The 15,368-nt window shown below is 59.7% G+C and carries 4 protein-coding genes; all 4 read right to left on the reverse strand.

The window, feature by feature from the left end:
* Positions 1-2: 2 nt before the first annotated feature.
* The 4 genes from ABV589_RS08410 to ABV589_RS08425 are packed head-to-tail and all read right to left on the reverse strand — an operon-like array spanning position 3 to position 15,228.
* Positions 3-4,676 (reverse strand): hypothetical protein, encoded by a 4,674-nt coding sequence (locus ABV589_RS08410; protein WP_367085536.1) that lies wholly within the window; start codon positions 4,674-4,676, stop codon positions 3-5.
* Positions 4,669-8,739 carry a neuraminidase-like domain-containing protein gene (locus ABV589_RS08415; protein ID WP_367085537.1) on the reverse strand — a complete coding sequence of 1,357 codons (4,071 nt, stop codon included), beginning with the start codon at positions 8,737-8,739 and terminating at the stop codon, positions 4,669-4,671. Before ABV589_RS08415 ends, ABV589_RS08410 begins: the two co-directional genes overlap by 8 nt.
* Before the next feature lie 46 nt (positions 8,740-8,785).
* Positions 8,786-12,421, reverse strand: a complete 3,636-nt coding sequence (locus tag ABV589_RS08420; RefSeq protein ID WP_367085538.1) for a Tc toxin subunit A — start codon at positions 12,419-12,421, stop codon at positions 8,786-8,788.
* Positions 12,418-15,228 (reverse strand): hypothetical protein, encoded by a 2,811-nt coding sequence (locus ABV589_RS08425; protein WP_367085539.1) that lies wholly within the window; start codon positions 15,226-15,228, stop codon positions 12,418-12,420. Before ABV589_RS08425 ends, ABV589_RS08420 begins: the two co-directional genes overlap by 4 nt.
* Positions 15,229-15,368 lie beyond the last annotated feature (140 nt).

Here is a 15,368-nt window from a genome sequence, read left to right on the forward strand (position 1 = left end):
CGTTATTTATCTTCTGCATCCTCATTCGCGCTCCGCGCGATGACCCGGAATCGAGCACCATGTGAACCAACTATGCCCGGACTATACAACGACATCGCAAATTGCGTTTGCACGGGAACATCTACCTTCATTTTCCAGAGGACAATGCGTTGGTCGACTCTCCTTAGCACATTGATAGCTGGAGTAAAGATGATGCCTGGATGAGTGCATCCGACAGAGCATTGCCGACCGATCCAATCGACTGGAAAAACTCCCTGAATGCTGACCTCGCTGCCTTGCACTAGAGGACTAATCGTATGAAACGGAATGGTAATGATCAAATTGTCGGCCAACAGTCCAACTTCGTTTATCACACGATTGTCATAGTCGCTCACCCATACATCAACACCATCCGTGACACCGTCTCGCCCGCTCCTCACGGAAGCACTGAGCCTTGCTATTCCGGTGTCGGGGTACTCCGTCGGCAGAACCGAATGCCGAGACCAGCCGCTCGCATCAGTTGTCACCACCACCGATTGATTTGCCGTTAAAGACCAGGTCACCTCTATATTTTCTGCAGGCCTGCCGGTAGTTCGGTTCAGCACTTGTACCTGCACAGACTGCGGTTTGGAAAGTTCCACAGCCGTACTGGCCACCGTCAGATCCTTTAGCTCCAAGTCATGACTAACGAAAAATTCCAGCGATTGTGAATTTTGGAAGCCTACCGTTGCAGTGAGTACGAAAGTCCCCAATTCCCACTGTTCGAAGTCCACCCGCGATTTGCCGTCAACTCCTGTTTTGGTGTCAGGTAAATTCCTTCCTGGAAACGCCCATACGACGTTTATTCCACCAACGGGCTTGCCGCTTGAATGCGATACAACGGTCACTTCCGCAATGATTCGCTGGCCGGGAAGAATGGTTTGCGCGGGGCTGGTCAACGACTCAATCACCGGCACTATGCCGTAATACCCCAGTTGCGCCATATCCCAGCCACCCAGCCCGCCTCGGACAATGGCCGATAAAACTCCCTGCGAGTCAGCCGGATAGGTAAAGGTCAAACGGGCAAGACCCTCCTCATCCGTCACCGATGGCGTCAAGGCAGTCCCGGCAAAATCCCAGTGCACTTGCACACCCGCCAGCGGCACACCGGTATGTGCCGACACCACTTTGGCAATGGCGTGCGCGCGCTCCTCATTGGGTGGCAAGCGTGAATCTTCCGGCTCATACAGTTCGCTGATTACTCGCGGTTCCTCAAGCGTGTACGGCAGATCAACCGACTCCGAACGAACCGCGCCTCCTACACTCGCCGTCACTACCGCCGCGCCCGGCGTCTGCGGTTTGAAGCGCACAGTGGCGACACCATAAAAGTCGGTCAGACTGGTGACCGCCCCCAGATCCTCGTTGCGCCAGGTCACCAATACCCCGGCGATACCTTGACCGGAAATGGATGACACCACTGTCACCTGCTCGACCAGCTCCTGCTCCCATTCCACCACTTGCTGAACGCTACTATGGGTGAGGAGTTTCCACACCTGCGCCCCCTCCCCCAGCGACATCGCATTGGCCGGTGACAGATTGGCCAGGCGCTCCGCTCCCAGGCGCAGCGCGAAGCCACCGTCCTTCAGGTCGGCGCAACGCAGGGAATAGCTCAAACCGCTTGCCGAGGGGCGCGATGCGCCGAGCGCAGGTTCGAAACTCAGACCCAGTTCCGCAGGGCCGGTGCCGGTCAAGCCCAGGGTCAGCTCCTGCTTGAACAACGGGCTGCCTTCCGGAAGCAGTACTTCGATGGCATGTGAGCCATTGCGTCGCGGAAAGTAGGTGTGACTGCCCCATGGATGTTCATCATGCCCGTCGAAACTCACCCGCACATCTTCCCAAGGGTCACGGCCAAGTGCTGTAAAGGACAAGGCGCGCTGCTCTTCATAACCGTCGAACGGGCTGAACACACTGGCCACGACGTTCTGCTCACCGGGACTGCTCGGCACCAGCGCAAACCCGGACCAGCCCAGTGCATCGCTGACGACGGTGTCTGAACTGCCAGCGGATTTCCACTGCACTGCCACCTGTGCCACCGCTTGCCCGGTGAACGCCGAAACCACCCTGACCCAGCTCCACGCCTTATCCTTGCCGATGACGGCGTCAATCGCTGACTCACGCCAGTCTTCGATTCGCAGCTTGTTGTGAGCGAGCTGCATCGGATTGGTGCTCATGGAGCGATCCAGGGAAGACAAGAAAAGCCCGACACTAAAGGCGCCGGAGACCTTGCTCGAGGTGAAATCCAGACTCCAGCCGACACCACCGTCACTGATTTTTTGAGCTTGATCGAGGGGCGGTTCAATACTCGCTTCCAGATCATCAGCCGGCGTGCCTTGCCACACCAGCGTTGCCTGCAAACCCACCAGCGGACTCAAGGCCTTGGGCAGATAGCGCAAGCTGTGTACGGCGCCAATGCACGGGAACAGTGTCTGACTCGCGGCAGTGGCGGTCACCTGATCCAGCATCAGCGTCAATTCATCCATCAGTTGCGTGGAAATCAACCGACCAAACAATTCCCGGGGCGATGCAAGCCCCGGGGTGCTCAAGGCCAGACTGAACAGGCTGCTGGTACTCGACGCGTTCTGCGAACTGAAGTGCCATTCCAGCCCCAATGGCCCAAGCCGCAACGGCTTGTCGATATCCGAGACGATCAAGCCGATCCCCGGCGGCTCGCCACGCCATTTCAGCGTGACCATCTCGCCATTCAGCGAACTGCCGGGCGTGATTTCTATCCGCAAGGTGTGCGGGTCTCCGCGCCAGCACAGCAGGCCCAATTCGGTCAGGTCAACCTCATTGCCGTCAAACAGGATGTTGATTTTGCCTTTCCAAGGGCTGCTCTGCAGTGCCTTGACCGCAAACGGTCGCTCCATCGGCACCGCTTCGTCATGCGCCCGCACGCGGGCATTCACCACCAGCTCACCGGCGCGGCTCGGTTGATACAGCACGCTGGCCCAGCCACCGATCCCCGATCGGGTGGCAATCGTGCCTTCGGGTGTATCCCAGTCCACCTGTGCATTGTTGACCGGATCACCTTCGCCGCTGGCGACCATATGCACCACTTGCACACGCAGCAGCACGCTCTCGCCTTCGTCCACCACGGGAAACTTGTTGGCCTCCTGAACGTCGCCAATGCGCACCAGATTGCGTGCCAGTGACATCGGTTTCCTGTCTGAGCGCAGCAGTAACTTCGAGCACGACAGCTGCAACTGGAAACGCCCGTCGAGCTCGTCCCGGCAGACCAGTTCCCAGTTGAGATCGGCGGTACCGACGGGGACGAATTTTTCCAGCTCGGGACGTACCTGTACGCCTAACTGTGCCGCGGAATCCCCTTCCCAGTGCATTGCCAATTCGGTATCGCGTAACACTTCAGGCACACGCACGCTCAGTTGATAGGTCGAGCCACGATTGGGATAACCGGTCTTTTGCGCCCAGGGCAAGGCGTTGCTTTCTACCACCGCCAGTAGATCCTTCCATGGATCAGTCGCCAGCACCTGAACGTCCAGCGTCGTGGTTTCGACCCCGCTGGCATAGTAGGGGCTTGCCACCGAGGCCTGGATAACAAGCTTGCCAGCGACCGTTGGCAGGTAATCGAAATACGCCCAGCCCTCGGCGTCGGTCGGTGTCGTGCCCAATACCCCCAGCCCCTCACTCGCCCAGGTCACCGTGCGACCGGCCAGATACTGACCGGTGTACCAGGAGGCCACTCGCACCCCCAGACGCACCGATTGCGTCAACTCCAGCACCGGGAAATACGCCGCCTCCAGCACCTCACGGAACACCAGCCGGTGATGCCCCAGCGAGACTTGCATCGAATACGGCTCGGCGGTGTACTGGTTCACCAGTTGCACCGTGAACAGGTAAGGATCCTGATCACCAATCAGCGGGCACTGCAGGATCCACGGTGAATCCAGCGGTTGATCGACGCCCCAGTCAGGCGTCGCAGTAACCGCGCCTTGTGGATTGTCATCGCTCACCAATGCCGCTTTGGTGTGCAGCCAGGGGCTGTCGGGGTCGAGTACGAACGCAAGCTGGTGCTGGAAGCTCCCGTCCACGCCCAGGCAGAGGTAAACCAGCTTGCCGGGTGACAACTGCTCCGCGTCTACCTTCACCGTCTGCATCCGCGCGGGCTCAAGTTCCACGTCCAGGCGAATACGAGTGCTCAAAACCTTCAGGTGATAGTCCTCTGGATCAGCATTACCCGGAGCGACCACTGTGACGCGAATCCTGTCCTGGCGCTGCAACGGCAAATCGAGCACGGCGTTGTACTTGAGCGGTCTGAATTCCAGCGGCAACCCTTGAGTGATCCGTGCCTGGTCCTCTTCATGGTTACGAGGGATGCCGGGCGGCAACGGGATTTCTCTAAGCGTGATCCCACTTTCATCAGTGAATATCATGCGGCCCGCTTCGGTATGCCGCGTTTCATACAGGAAACTCAGCACATACCTGGCTCCGGCGCTCGGCGTTGCAGGTGCGGTCATTTCCTGAAAGGCAGAGCCTAGGTTTCCTACTGAAAGCATCCTGATCTGTGTACCTTCGTACGGCTCGCCCACGACCGTAACCCAGCGGCTGTTAACCGGCCCCTTTTCCCAATGTTTCAAGGCCTCGCTGAAATTACCATTGAGCACCAGACTGTCATTAGCCTTAATGACGGGTTTAACCATGATGGCCTGCTCCTTTGGTATTGCCTGACTGGCGGGACGTCAGCGCCCGGGTGACCAGGTCTTTGACGGCGAGGGTAAACGTCGGCTCACCGGCCTTGGCCGTGTAGCGGACGCGCAGAATGATGTCGGTGAGTGATTCGAGCATCGGCGCTTGCCGCTCGCTCTGCGGCCAGGGAAAGTGCAATTGCCAGCGCGAGATCGCACCGGTGTTCTCGAACGGGTTGAGCAAGCCATCATCCGGTTTACCGGCGTTCATGCCGGTGTCGGCGATCCCCACCGATAAACCGATCTGCTGGCCACTGCGCAGATTGAACAGCACCTCGATCGGCGCCACCTTGCCCGCCGGTTGATGCAGGTACTCGACCGAGCGCGCCGAGGCCTGGGTAGCGGTCATGCTGCCGACCTGCAGCAGCGTCGCCTGCACATCCTGATAAGGTCCGAGCAGTACGGGCAGGTCGACCTCGACCAGACTGAGCAGCCGGCAATACTCGCCCGGGTGATCGCGATCGAAAGACAACTGCGTCAGCTGGAATTCCAGCATGCCCTTGTCGATCAACTCGTCCCGCGCCTGGGTCCAGTCGGAGAATCCCGTCTGCGGATCCACCTTGTCATCGAACAGCCGTCGCAACGAAATGGTCTTGACCCGCTCCAGGCGGCGCTCATGACTTTGCAGGTACAGGCGATCCATACGCAGCAGGTATTCACGCAAGTGTTCACCGGCGGTCAGCCCGTGACGGTTGTCCAGCCAGACCTGCGGCAAGGCCTCAGCGGTTTCGTAATCGCCGGTTTCAGCACTCAACGACGACCGGGCACTCAGGCACAGACTGACCACCGCATCGTAAGCCTGATAGTGCAGGGCCTTGAGCTGGCCCAGCAGCCAGCCGAACAACTCTGCATTGGTCGCGCGTTTCTTCAGGTAGTTGTAGAGCACCAGTGCCTGACCGTTGGCCCGCAGGGTTTGCTCCAGACTCGTCCTGGCCGCCTCGAGGGCGAATGTCTGCGCGGTGATCTGCTCGGCGATCGCACCGACTTCGGCCAGTGCCTGATCCCGTTGCAACTCCCACTCCCTGCGGCGCAGGCGGTAGCTTTCGGTGATGGCTTGTTTATCCGCGTCGATCTGCAACAGCATCGCGCCGATTTCCAGACCGAAAACCACGGCATCAGCAATTTTTTCTGGACGATGGCCACCGTTGGCCATGCCGAAAATGCTCGGCAGCGCCCCCACAACCGCGCCTCCAGTCTTGATCGCGTGCGTCCCGGCATTCATCCATTTGACGGCCTGCAGCTTTTCCATGACCTGGTATTCGGCATCGCTGATGTGTTCGTCGTACCAGGCCTTGTATCGATCGGCCCTCTGCTGGGCCATGGCCTGACTCTGGCCCAAAGCGGTGAGGCTCGCTTCAAGCTGGGCAATGGACTGTTCTTGAGCAGTGCGGGCGTAGTCGCCCAGTTCCTTGAGGTGCTCTTGCTGCAGTTCTTCCTGTTCGGCCCGATCGCGCTGTTCCAGCAGGCGCAATACCTGGCTGCCGTACTCCTGCAGTGTCTGCACGGCGCGCAACGCCGCCTCGTAGCTGACGCGCCAGCGAAAGGCGCCCACCACCAGACGTCCGCCCATCGGTCGCGGCATACCCACCCCGCCAGCGGCCAGATCGCGCAACAACTGGTTGGGATCGGTCGGCGGGCTGAACAGCGGAACGTCCAGTGGCTTGCCGTCCAGGGTCAGGTTGTTGCGCAAGTTGTTCAGGCGCTGTCCCGGCCAGTCGAACAGGTCAAGCAACTGCTCATTGATCGGCAGTTTGAACGGCTCGTTCGCCAGCAGGCCCATCAACGGTGACGCCTCGGCAGCGGGAGGAATGTCAGCCAGGGAAAACCGCAGTTTCTGCTCGAACTGCTCGAGCGCCGGGCGGCTCGCGCTCTGTTTCATCAAGTCATCTACCGTCTGTGCTTGCCAGCGGGTGACTGCCCGGGCAGAAGGCGGCTTGCCCATCAGAAACTGCGCCTGCACATAACACAGTTTCGCCGCCACCAAGGCATCCCGGGTGAGCTGACGGTAGTACCAGTCGCCCCACGCCACCAGGTTCTTCACGTATTCGGTGAACACCAGAATCTGGTAATGCTGGGGTGCGGCATAGGCGATCGCATCCGGGTCGGTCGGCATCAGGGCTTCGTGCCCCACATTCCCGGCGCTCGCCAGAGGGCGGCAGCGCCAATAACGCGGTTTCTTCGGCTCGACCGACGTTTCGATCGCTTGCGGATCGAACACGTAATGCAGCCAGTTCTGCGCTTCCAGGTAGCGATCCTCGGCCCGCAGACGGGCCGCCACCAGATGCGGCAGATGAAAAAACAGCTCCCAGAAATACAGACCGTTGGCCCCGTCGAACGCCCCGTTCGGCTCGGCGATCGCCCCCGCGGCCGCATCCGGTTCCGTGAGGAACTGGGTGTCCCAGTCCAGTACCGCATCCACGGAAATATTGCTCAGCTGCACCAGTTCAGGGCCAAACAGTGAATTCAAGCGCGCGCGCTGCAATATTCCGGGCTGACTGAAACCGATGAACTGCGCTGCATCCAGCGCGTTCTTCTCCAGCGTCGGCGGTGCGAAACGGGTGATATCGTTCAGCGAGACGGTAAAGGTCTTGCTGCCTTGGCCTGTGCCGCTCAAGGTAAATTCGGCCAACCCGGTAAATCCGCCTTTCGTGCGTTGCAGTTTCATCCAGTCAGTAGCCCAACCACCCGCGACGAACTGCGGGCCCTTGGTTTCTTTTGGATCATCTCCGGCCGGATAGTTCAGTTTCAAGGTAAAATCGACCTTCGCGTCCCCAACCGGATTCCTCGCCCGGCACAGCCCCCTGACCCACAGATAATCATCTGTACCCACCTCCGAAAACACCGCCTGCAGCCCGTAATAAGCCGTCAGGTTCCCCGAAGTCTCGCTCTTGATCGCGACCACCGGCTGATTTTTCGGCGTCAGCGGATGCTGCAAGGTCAGGACATCGGTGAAGCGATGAGTGGCCAGGTGATCGAGCCAGCTGCCGTCGTCTTCGGCTAACGGACGAAAGAGCACATCACGGGTTGCGCGCACCCTCAGCGCAGCCGTGCCGGTCTTGTCGTTGGTGAGCAATACACCCAGTCGTCCCTTGGGGTGAATGAGGTCATCGGCCAACGTCGTCGCGAGCAACCGGGCACCCGCGCTGTTGTCGCTGTCCTGGTCAGCGCTATACAAGCTCAGCGGTGCCGACCATTCTGTGTTCTGGCTCATGAACGCCAGATTGATATCCAGCTTGTGGGGCAGGTAGCTCTCGTCATCCTTGGCACGCACCTCTTCACGCCATTCAGCCCACACCAGACACAAGCGTCCGCCCCAGAATAACGGCCGCATATCCAGAACCCGGCCCCCCACCGGAATGTCGACAGGTTGCCACTCACTCCATGCCGCCGGGTTGACCGGATTGCCGGAAGCGGTGAGTTCGATATCAGCCTTGCGCCAGAAATACTGAAATGGCTGCACCCGCTGCCGGCCGACGAAATAGTAAGTTGCACGGCTTTCCGGATTACCATCCAGACAAGCACTGATGACATCCAGGTTGCAGGTCTGCTCGAATACCTTGAGATATCCCTGCAACGCACGCTGCACCGAATCGCCGGTCAGCCGCGTTTGATTCAGGTCATTTTCCAGAGCCTTGAACAAACGGGTCTTGCGCTGCCGCACAAAGGGGTTGATGAAGTTTTCCGGATAGACCGCGATCAACGCCAGCGCCGCCCAGTCGGGGTAATTGCTGTACAGCTCCCAGAGTTTCAGGTCCTGCGCTGGAAAAGTCGTGTTTTTGTAGCCCGGCTCAAGCTTGCGATACGCCGCATGAATGAATTGCTGCGCGCTACTGGTCGCCTCGGCGACCCACGAACTTTGCACCGGGTAGTTGTCCAGCGGGTCCATGCGCAACAACTCGAACAGATCCTGCGGCGTTTTCACGAAGGCGTACTTGTGCCTGGCAACCTGACCGATGCAGTAATCGACCAAGGCTGTGCGGCGTTTTTCCAACAATGGAGCCAGATTGCGTTGAGTCATGATCTTGTCCTGCATCCTGAGGTGAACACTGTCTCAACCAACACCGTCATTGGTGAGTCAGCAATCCGTTAAAGGTGATAGGGTCGTCAAAATCTATTTCGTGGTCATTGGCCTCGCAACGCACGCTGAAATAGAACGTGCCGCCGGACGTGCTCGACACGTACACCCGTGTAACGCCCTCGAAGTCGGCATGATTCTGCTCGGGGCGAATCACCGCCGAGCCGCTGCTGCCGCTGGCAGGTTTGAAGGACCAGCGCACCAGACGGTTGCGCCCGGGGTTTCGATATTTGTCGAGCAGCGTGGCGTACAGCTCGACCTCCTGCCCCGCCGGAACCGGCTCCAGCGGCACCTGGGCCTTCAAGGGGGCGGGGAAGTCCAGCGTCTCGGCGTCATCGGAAATATTGATGGTCGGAGCCTGTTGCGCGTCGATCAGGTCAAGCCAGAACAGTGGCGTTTCCTGCCCCATGACCTTGCCCGGCAGATACTCGACCGTCACCCTTCCATCGACTTCAGTGGCCTTGGCCACAATCGTGCCGAGGCTCACTTGCCAGTACACATTGACGCCACTTAATGGCTGGCTGTCGGCGTCCTTGAGGGTCACGGTCAACAGGACTTTCTCGCCGGGTTTACCCGCCACCACCTCGGTCTTGTCCGGGACACAGGTCATGGTGACCAGTGGTTGCGTCACCTCATCGGCGAAGGTCACGACCGCCTCGCGGGTGTCTGAGAGGCTGAGCAACGCGCGCTCGGCGGCGGTCTGATAAGCGGCCTTGTCTACGTCCTCCGGCAGATTTCCCACGAGAAAAATCGTCAGCGCGTCCATGCCGCTGTGCCGGGCCAATACGCGGATACGCATCAGCAAATCGAGCTGGGGCAAAGTCTTGAGGATCTTCAGCGCAGGGTTGATGCGGCCGACGCACTCGCGCACCTCCTGCACACTCCAGTCGAAAAACGCCGCCAGCCGCAACGCTGCCGCGTCCTGTGCCAGCCGCAACGCATGGCCTGTCAGAGGGTCGGGCAATGCGTTGACCTGACGCAGGTAGTCGAGCAGTTTGCTCGCCGGCTGCTCGCTCAACTCGAAGGCCCGACCCAGCGCGCTCAGGTAATACAGGGTGCGGATCGACAGCAGGTGCCGGTCGTCCTGAGCCATCCAGGCCTTGTGGCCGTATTGCAGAAAGTCTTCGAGCAACACCGCAGACAGTTCCAGCTTGCTCGCCACAGCACTACGGCGGCGCACATCGGCCAGCAGGCTCAGCAGCGGGTCAAGTTGTTCAGAGGCACGTGCGGCGGGTCGGAGTGCCTCGACTGCATCACGCTCGGCACGCTCGCTGACTTGAGACAACAACTGATAAACCGTGGCCTGCGCCCAGGTCAGCACGAGCAATCCGCGTTCGGTATCAAGGCCGGTGTAAACCGCCAGACACTCTCGAGCGACCGAGACCTGCGCCTCCCGCGCCTGCAACAGCACGCCGAGCATGCGCTCGACGAGAATGACCCGCACACTGGCGTCGTTTTCGCCCAGCCCTTCCCTGATTGCCTGGTCGAACGTTTCCCGGGCGTGTTTCAGGTAATCGATCTCGGGTAATTGCAGATCGATGACCAGACCCGCAGGGTCGACCAGTTCAGTCAACAACCGCAGCCAGTCCAGCCCCTGCAGCGTAGGAACGCCAGCCATCGACAGGCCGGCGTTGTTGAACAGCGCGGCAGGCAGCAGGTTGCGGATCTGCTCGAACAACTGCTGCTCAGCCTGCGTGGCAACCGCCAGGGCCTGCAGCGGTGCCACTTGCTGCAGCATCCACAGCACGGGAATCTCGCGATCCTTGCACCAGGACACGCAGGAGTGCAGGGCATAAATCAGATTGAGCACGTCCGGTGTGGTTTCGCTATTGAGCCGTGAGTGCACGCGCGGCAAGCCTGCCAGCCCGTCGACCCAGCTCTCGCCGCCCAGGAGGGTCAGCATCAGCACGCCTTCGACCGGAGTAATACCCAGCAGCCGTGGCAACTTCACCAACCGGTAGAAACTCGAAATGACTGCTGTGGTGCGCTCCAGCGTGCCGTTGAACTCGTGCGCCCGTTCGATCGCTACTGCCAGGTAGACATAAGTCTGCAGATCGATGCCCAATCCGCTGCACAACTGGCTGATCGTCAGCTCCGCGACACCCTGCACCGGCAGTGTCGCAAACGTTGCGCCATCCAGCATCAGGGGCTGGCGATAATTGCCCTGGCCATTGAAGGTGCGATCGAACAGTGACAGCGCATTGGCACGACCGTATATCGAGATTTCATCGATAAATGCCGAGAAATCCTCTGCCGAACAGCCATAGCGTTCACGCAGCGACTGAAACAGGCCCAGCGCATGCACCTGATGGGTGGAAATCCACCACGGATTCGCCAGCTTCGCAGGACGGGCCTCTGCCCTGATTGCCGCCGTCAACAGCGCATCCACCTGCTCGCTGGGCAACTCCAGCCATCGATCCAGGCGCAACTTGCGATTCATTCGTTCGTAGCGGTCAATGATGGCCGGGGCTTGTGTCAAACGATGCAGAAAGGCTTCGCTGTCTTGCCGGTAATCAATGTCGAGCGCCGGAATGGTGGCGGCGTTGAGATAGACCGAGCCGGATCGCTGGCTCTCGCCTGCACCCGGTTGCTCGCTGTCATACACGCTGACGTTGGCCGAACGTGTCGGGGCGAATTCGCGAATCGACAGCAACGCCTCGATATCCCGGGTGTCCAGCCCCGTTCGCTCGCCAAAGAATTTCACCTGATTGAGATTTTGCCAATCGGTCCCAGGCGTTCCAAAGTTGCGTCGGTAATAGTCGTCCCTTGCGTCTGTATCGTCAGGTTCTATCGGAGCCTCCGTCAGCAATTCACGCTGATAAGGCCCCAGCCGCGACGCATGGGTGAAGGCGCGCCCGGCATCGTTGTCCCACGCCTCGGGCTGCAGAAAGTAGGGATAGGCCAGATCCACCATGTGGGCGATATTGCCCACCGACAGGCCATGCTCACGAGCGACAAAATCCAGCGTGACCCAATGCTGGTAGTAAGGCAGGCCGTTGGGGTAACGGGTCTGGATCAGTGCCTCTTCGAGGTCTGTATCGCTATCGTTTTCCTTGATAAACGTTTCGAGCACCGGGACGACGATGTCCAGCGCCGACACCGCCTGATGCACGGCATTGAAGTCAACCAGCAGCTTTTTCAGATCTTGACGGCGCTCATGCAAATCGAGTTTTTCGGCACTGCCAACGGCGTGGATTTTGTCCTCGATCCAGCGCAATAACTCGATCAGGTAAGCCACCGGGGACGCGATTGATTCCAGGGCCTGCGGTGGGCATAACCCATCGAAATTGGTCGAGAACAAACTCTCGTAGCTCGGCCCTGCGACCATCGACAACAGACCGCTGTCGGGGCGCGTGATCGGGGCCTGCGAACCGCGTAACGCGTGTTCGATGAACTGGCGCCGGACAAACACAGCCAGGCTGTTGGCTCTGCGTAAAAAGGCCTGCGCATCGTCAGGGTTCATCCGGTAATGGCTGACCAGCCCCTGAATGCCTTGCTCGACCAACGGAAATATCGAACCGCCGTTTTCAAGGTAATTACAAAAGTCGGTATAGGTTTCGCGCTGTTCATCGCTGAACACTTGCCGCAGCAACTGCTGCACTGGGCGGATCACAGGCTCGGTCATGGTCGGGCTCCCGGTGGAATCGAAGTCACCTCGAAACGTTCGCTTTCGACCCAGTCAGAAACGGTCGAGCCATCCGCAGCGTCGGTGATGGTCTGTTGGAATCGGCACCAGTGGCCGCCTGGACGCAAGGCGTACGATGCCTCGCCGCGCCAGCCTTGATCGGTGACGGCAATGTGTTCGAGCAAGGTTTGATCAGGGTCGTACCAGCTCACCACGCGCCCCACGCCCGTGCGGCCCTTGCCGACGAAGCGCAGCGGATTTTCCACCCAGCGTCCCGGCGCCGGCTCATCAATCCCGGGCATGTAGGTACCCAGTTCCACTGGATGTGCAGCCGAGGCGGCAGACTCGAACCCATCACGCGAGGACACCGCCACCAGCTGCGCAGTCCCGCCGGACTGCCCCGTTTCAAGCGTCAGCGACCAGGTGCGATTCTCGAGCACCGGAGCGCTTGCGCGTACCGAGCCCTTGCTGCCCGTCAGCGTCACCAGCACGGTGTCACCGGGGTAGCCGAAGCCGGACACAACAACCCGACGACCGACATGCACGCCTCGCCCGGGGCTTTCGATAACCGGCGCGGCGGGCACCACTTTGTAAGTGCGCGGGGGGCTTTCCTTCGATTCATGAGTGTCGAAAAATTGCCGGGCCTTCAGGGTGTAGTTACCGACCGGCAGCGTTACTTCGGCAAACCAATCACCCTTGGCGTCTATCGAGACTTTCTCGCGCAGGATTTCGCTCGGATTTTCACGCCAGATCGTTACGTGCCCAAGAGGTTCGCCGGTGCCACGAAGCGTCGAGGTGCGCGCCAGCGATTGATGCTCCTCCGGCACCGTGATGATCGGCGGCACCAGCACGGCAAAAAAACTGCGCACGGCACTGGGCTGAGAGGGTCTGCTGGCGATGGTTTGCACGGCATCGATCTGGTATTTGCGGAACTCGAGTTTTTTCAGTTCGATGAACCAGGCGCCATGGGCCGCCAACTGTTTTGGCGCCCCCAGCGGCCGGTCGAATTGCGCATCCCGCAGCTGCAGCGTGGCACCGCTGTAGCCGTTATCGCCGCGCACGGTCATGTCGTAGTGGGTGTCTGCGTTTTCATCCGGCTCGGTGATGACCGGTTTCTCCGGGCTGACCGAGAACGGTTCCGAGGCCGGCGGTGACGGTTGCCCGGCAACGGTCTGAATGACCGTCACCGTGTGCACTTTGTCTGGAGCAAAACCAGCTTCGCGCTTGAAGGTCCAGGTGCCGCTGGTTCCATCAGGTCTGTGCTCGGTCGCACTGTCGCTGTACTTCAGGCTCAGTGTCGCGCCGGGCCAGCAGGTGCCGGAGATTTTCGGTGAGAGTCCATCGTCTTCGATGGCAGTGATGACGGGGGCCAGCAGCCGCACGGTGATGGTCATTTCCACCGGATCGGAGGCGAGAGCGTCTTGGGACTGCACCACCAATACGATTCTGGTTGTATTCGGCTGCCAGGGTGTCAATGCCACTGCCGTCCAGCCCTGGCCCGTCACGGGCGCGGGTGGTGCAATGGCGGCGCCGGTCTGCTTGTCCGTCACTTGCACTGTGGCGCCGGCTATCCCTCTGCCAGTGATCCGCGGCTTGTAGTCGACAACGGTAAAAGCCAGCTCGGTCGGCGGTGGGAAACGGTCGATGTTGATGATCCGCTCCACCGCATCCGATACCGCGCCACCCAGTTTTTGCACGATTCGCACCGTGCGCGTCGACCCCGGCAGCCAGGCCTGAGAAGCCCGGGTCGACCAGCCTTGCGCCGTGACCGTGGCCACCGGAGCAATCGCGCTGCCGTTCGCTTTGTCCGTGATCTCGACCGATGCGCCGGTAACTCCCTTGCCGGTGAACGTCGGGGTGTAATTGGAGACAGTGTGGGCTACGTCGGTGGGCACCGGCAGTTTCGATGACGTCTTGAACAGATACTCCTGCGAGGGAATCCAGCCGCCGGCGTTATCGGAAACCTTCTGCACGACCTTCAGATCGTAGTCGCCGATGGGCCAGTTCTGCGAGATCGTGGTCCACTGCCCTGCTGCCACACTCACGCTGGGTGGTGGCGTTGCTCCCGCCGGGCCTTTAATGATCTCGATCTCGACGGTGGCGTCGGGATAACCTTCACCTGAGAACCGGGCGCTGGTAAGGGACGGGTAGGTAACGCTGACGGACGTTAAAGCTGAAGGGCGGATTTTGAGCAACAAGGCCTCAGATCGCGACGATGTCTTCCCGAGCAGTGTCTGTGTCGCCGTGATCGAAAAAGGACCGGGCTGCAGATCGAGTTGCATGCGCCAAGCCTTTGGGTCCGGGCCTTGCTCATTACCGATGTAGCCGACTACCGAATATCCCAGGGGGAAATCACCGAAGTCTCGGTAGGTCCGTAACCCAGCGAGGAACTCTCCCTTGCCACTGAGGATGAATTGCTGCTCCACAAACTCGCCCACTGCGGGACTTTCAATGGTCGGTTTCGGCACTCCGACTGGATCGGGCAGTTCGTAAATAAACTCGAACTGCGCGGCAATGCTGTCGATTTTTTTAGATCGATACTGAGCGACAATTGTTTTTTTACCTGATCCGAAAAACGTACAGACGGCACTCCAGAGCAAAGCAATGGGAAACGCTGTTCCGCAGAGCCGCCGCGAGCCGTCGGCCATTATTTCAAAAACATCGATGGTCAAAGACGGCTCCAATGAAAAACCGGATACACCAACCACCACGCCTCTGACTTCCCCTTCGATAGGAGAAACAATGACCGGCCTGTCACCAAAATCGCCCTGCGGCGCCTGCAGTTGGTCCTGTACTCGATCAGTCATGATTTAGCGCTCCACCTTATTGGCTCCCATTGCAGGTTTCTACCAGCGCTCCATGCCCACCCACACCTGTAAAATCTGACAGTCCCGACGAACGGCAACCTTCCAGCAACGTATGTTTCCGGGTGTTTTGCCTGTGTGTC

This window comes from Pseudomonas sp. HOU2 (genome assembly GCF_040729435.1).
In the GTDB taxonomy this organism is placed as follows: domain Bacteria; phylum Pseudomonadota; class Gammaproteobacteria; order Pseudomonadales; family Pseudomonadaceae; genus Aquipseudomonas.

What these genes read in the sequence shown, in the direction of transcription:
- ABV589_RS08410 (WP_367085536.1), bottom strand. Translation starts at nt 4,676, where the DNA reads ATGGTTAAACCCGTCATTAAGGCTAATGACAGTCTGGTGCTCAATGGT.
- ABV589_RS08415 (WP_367085537.1), bottom strand. Translation starts at nt 8,739, where the DNA reads ATGACTCAACGCAATCTGGCTCCATTGTTGGAAAAACGCCGCACAGCC.
- ABV589_RS08420 (WP_367085538.1), bottom strand. Translation starts at nt 12,421, where the DNA reads ATGACCGAGCCTGTGATCCGCCCAGTGCAGCAGTTGCTGCGGCAAGTG.
- ABV589_RS08425 (WP_367085539.1), bottom strand. Translation starts at nt 15,228, where the DNA reads ATGACTGATCGAGTACAGGACCAACTGCAGGCGCCGCAGGGCGATTTT.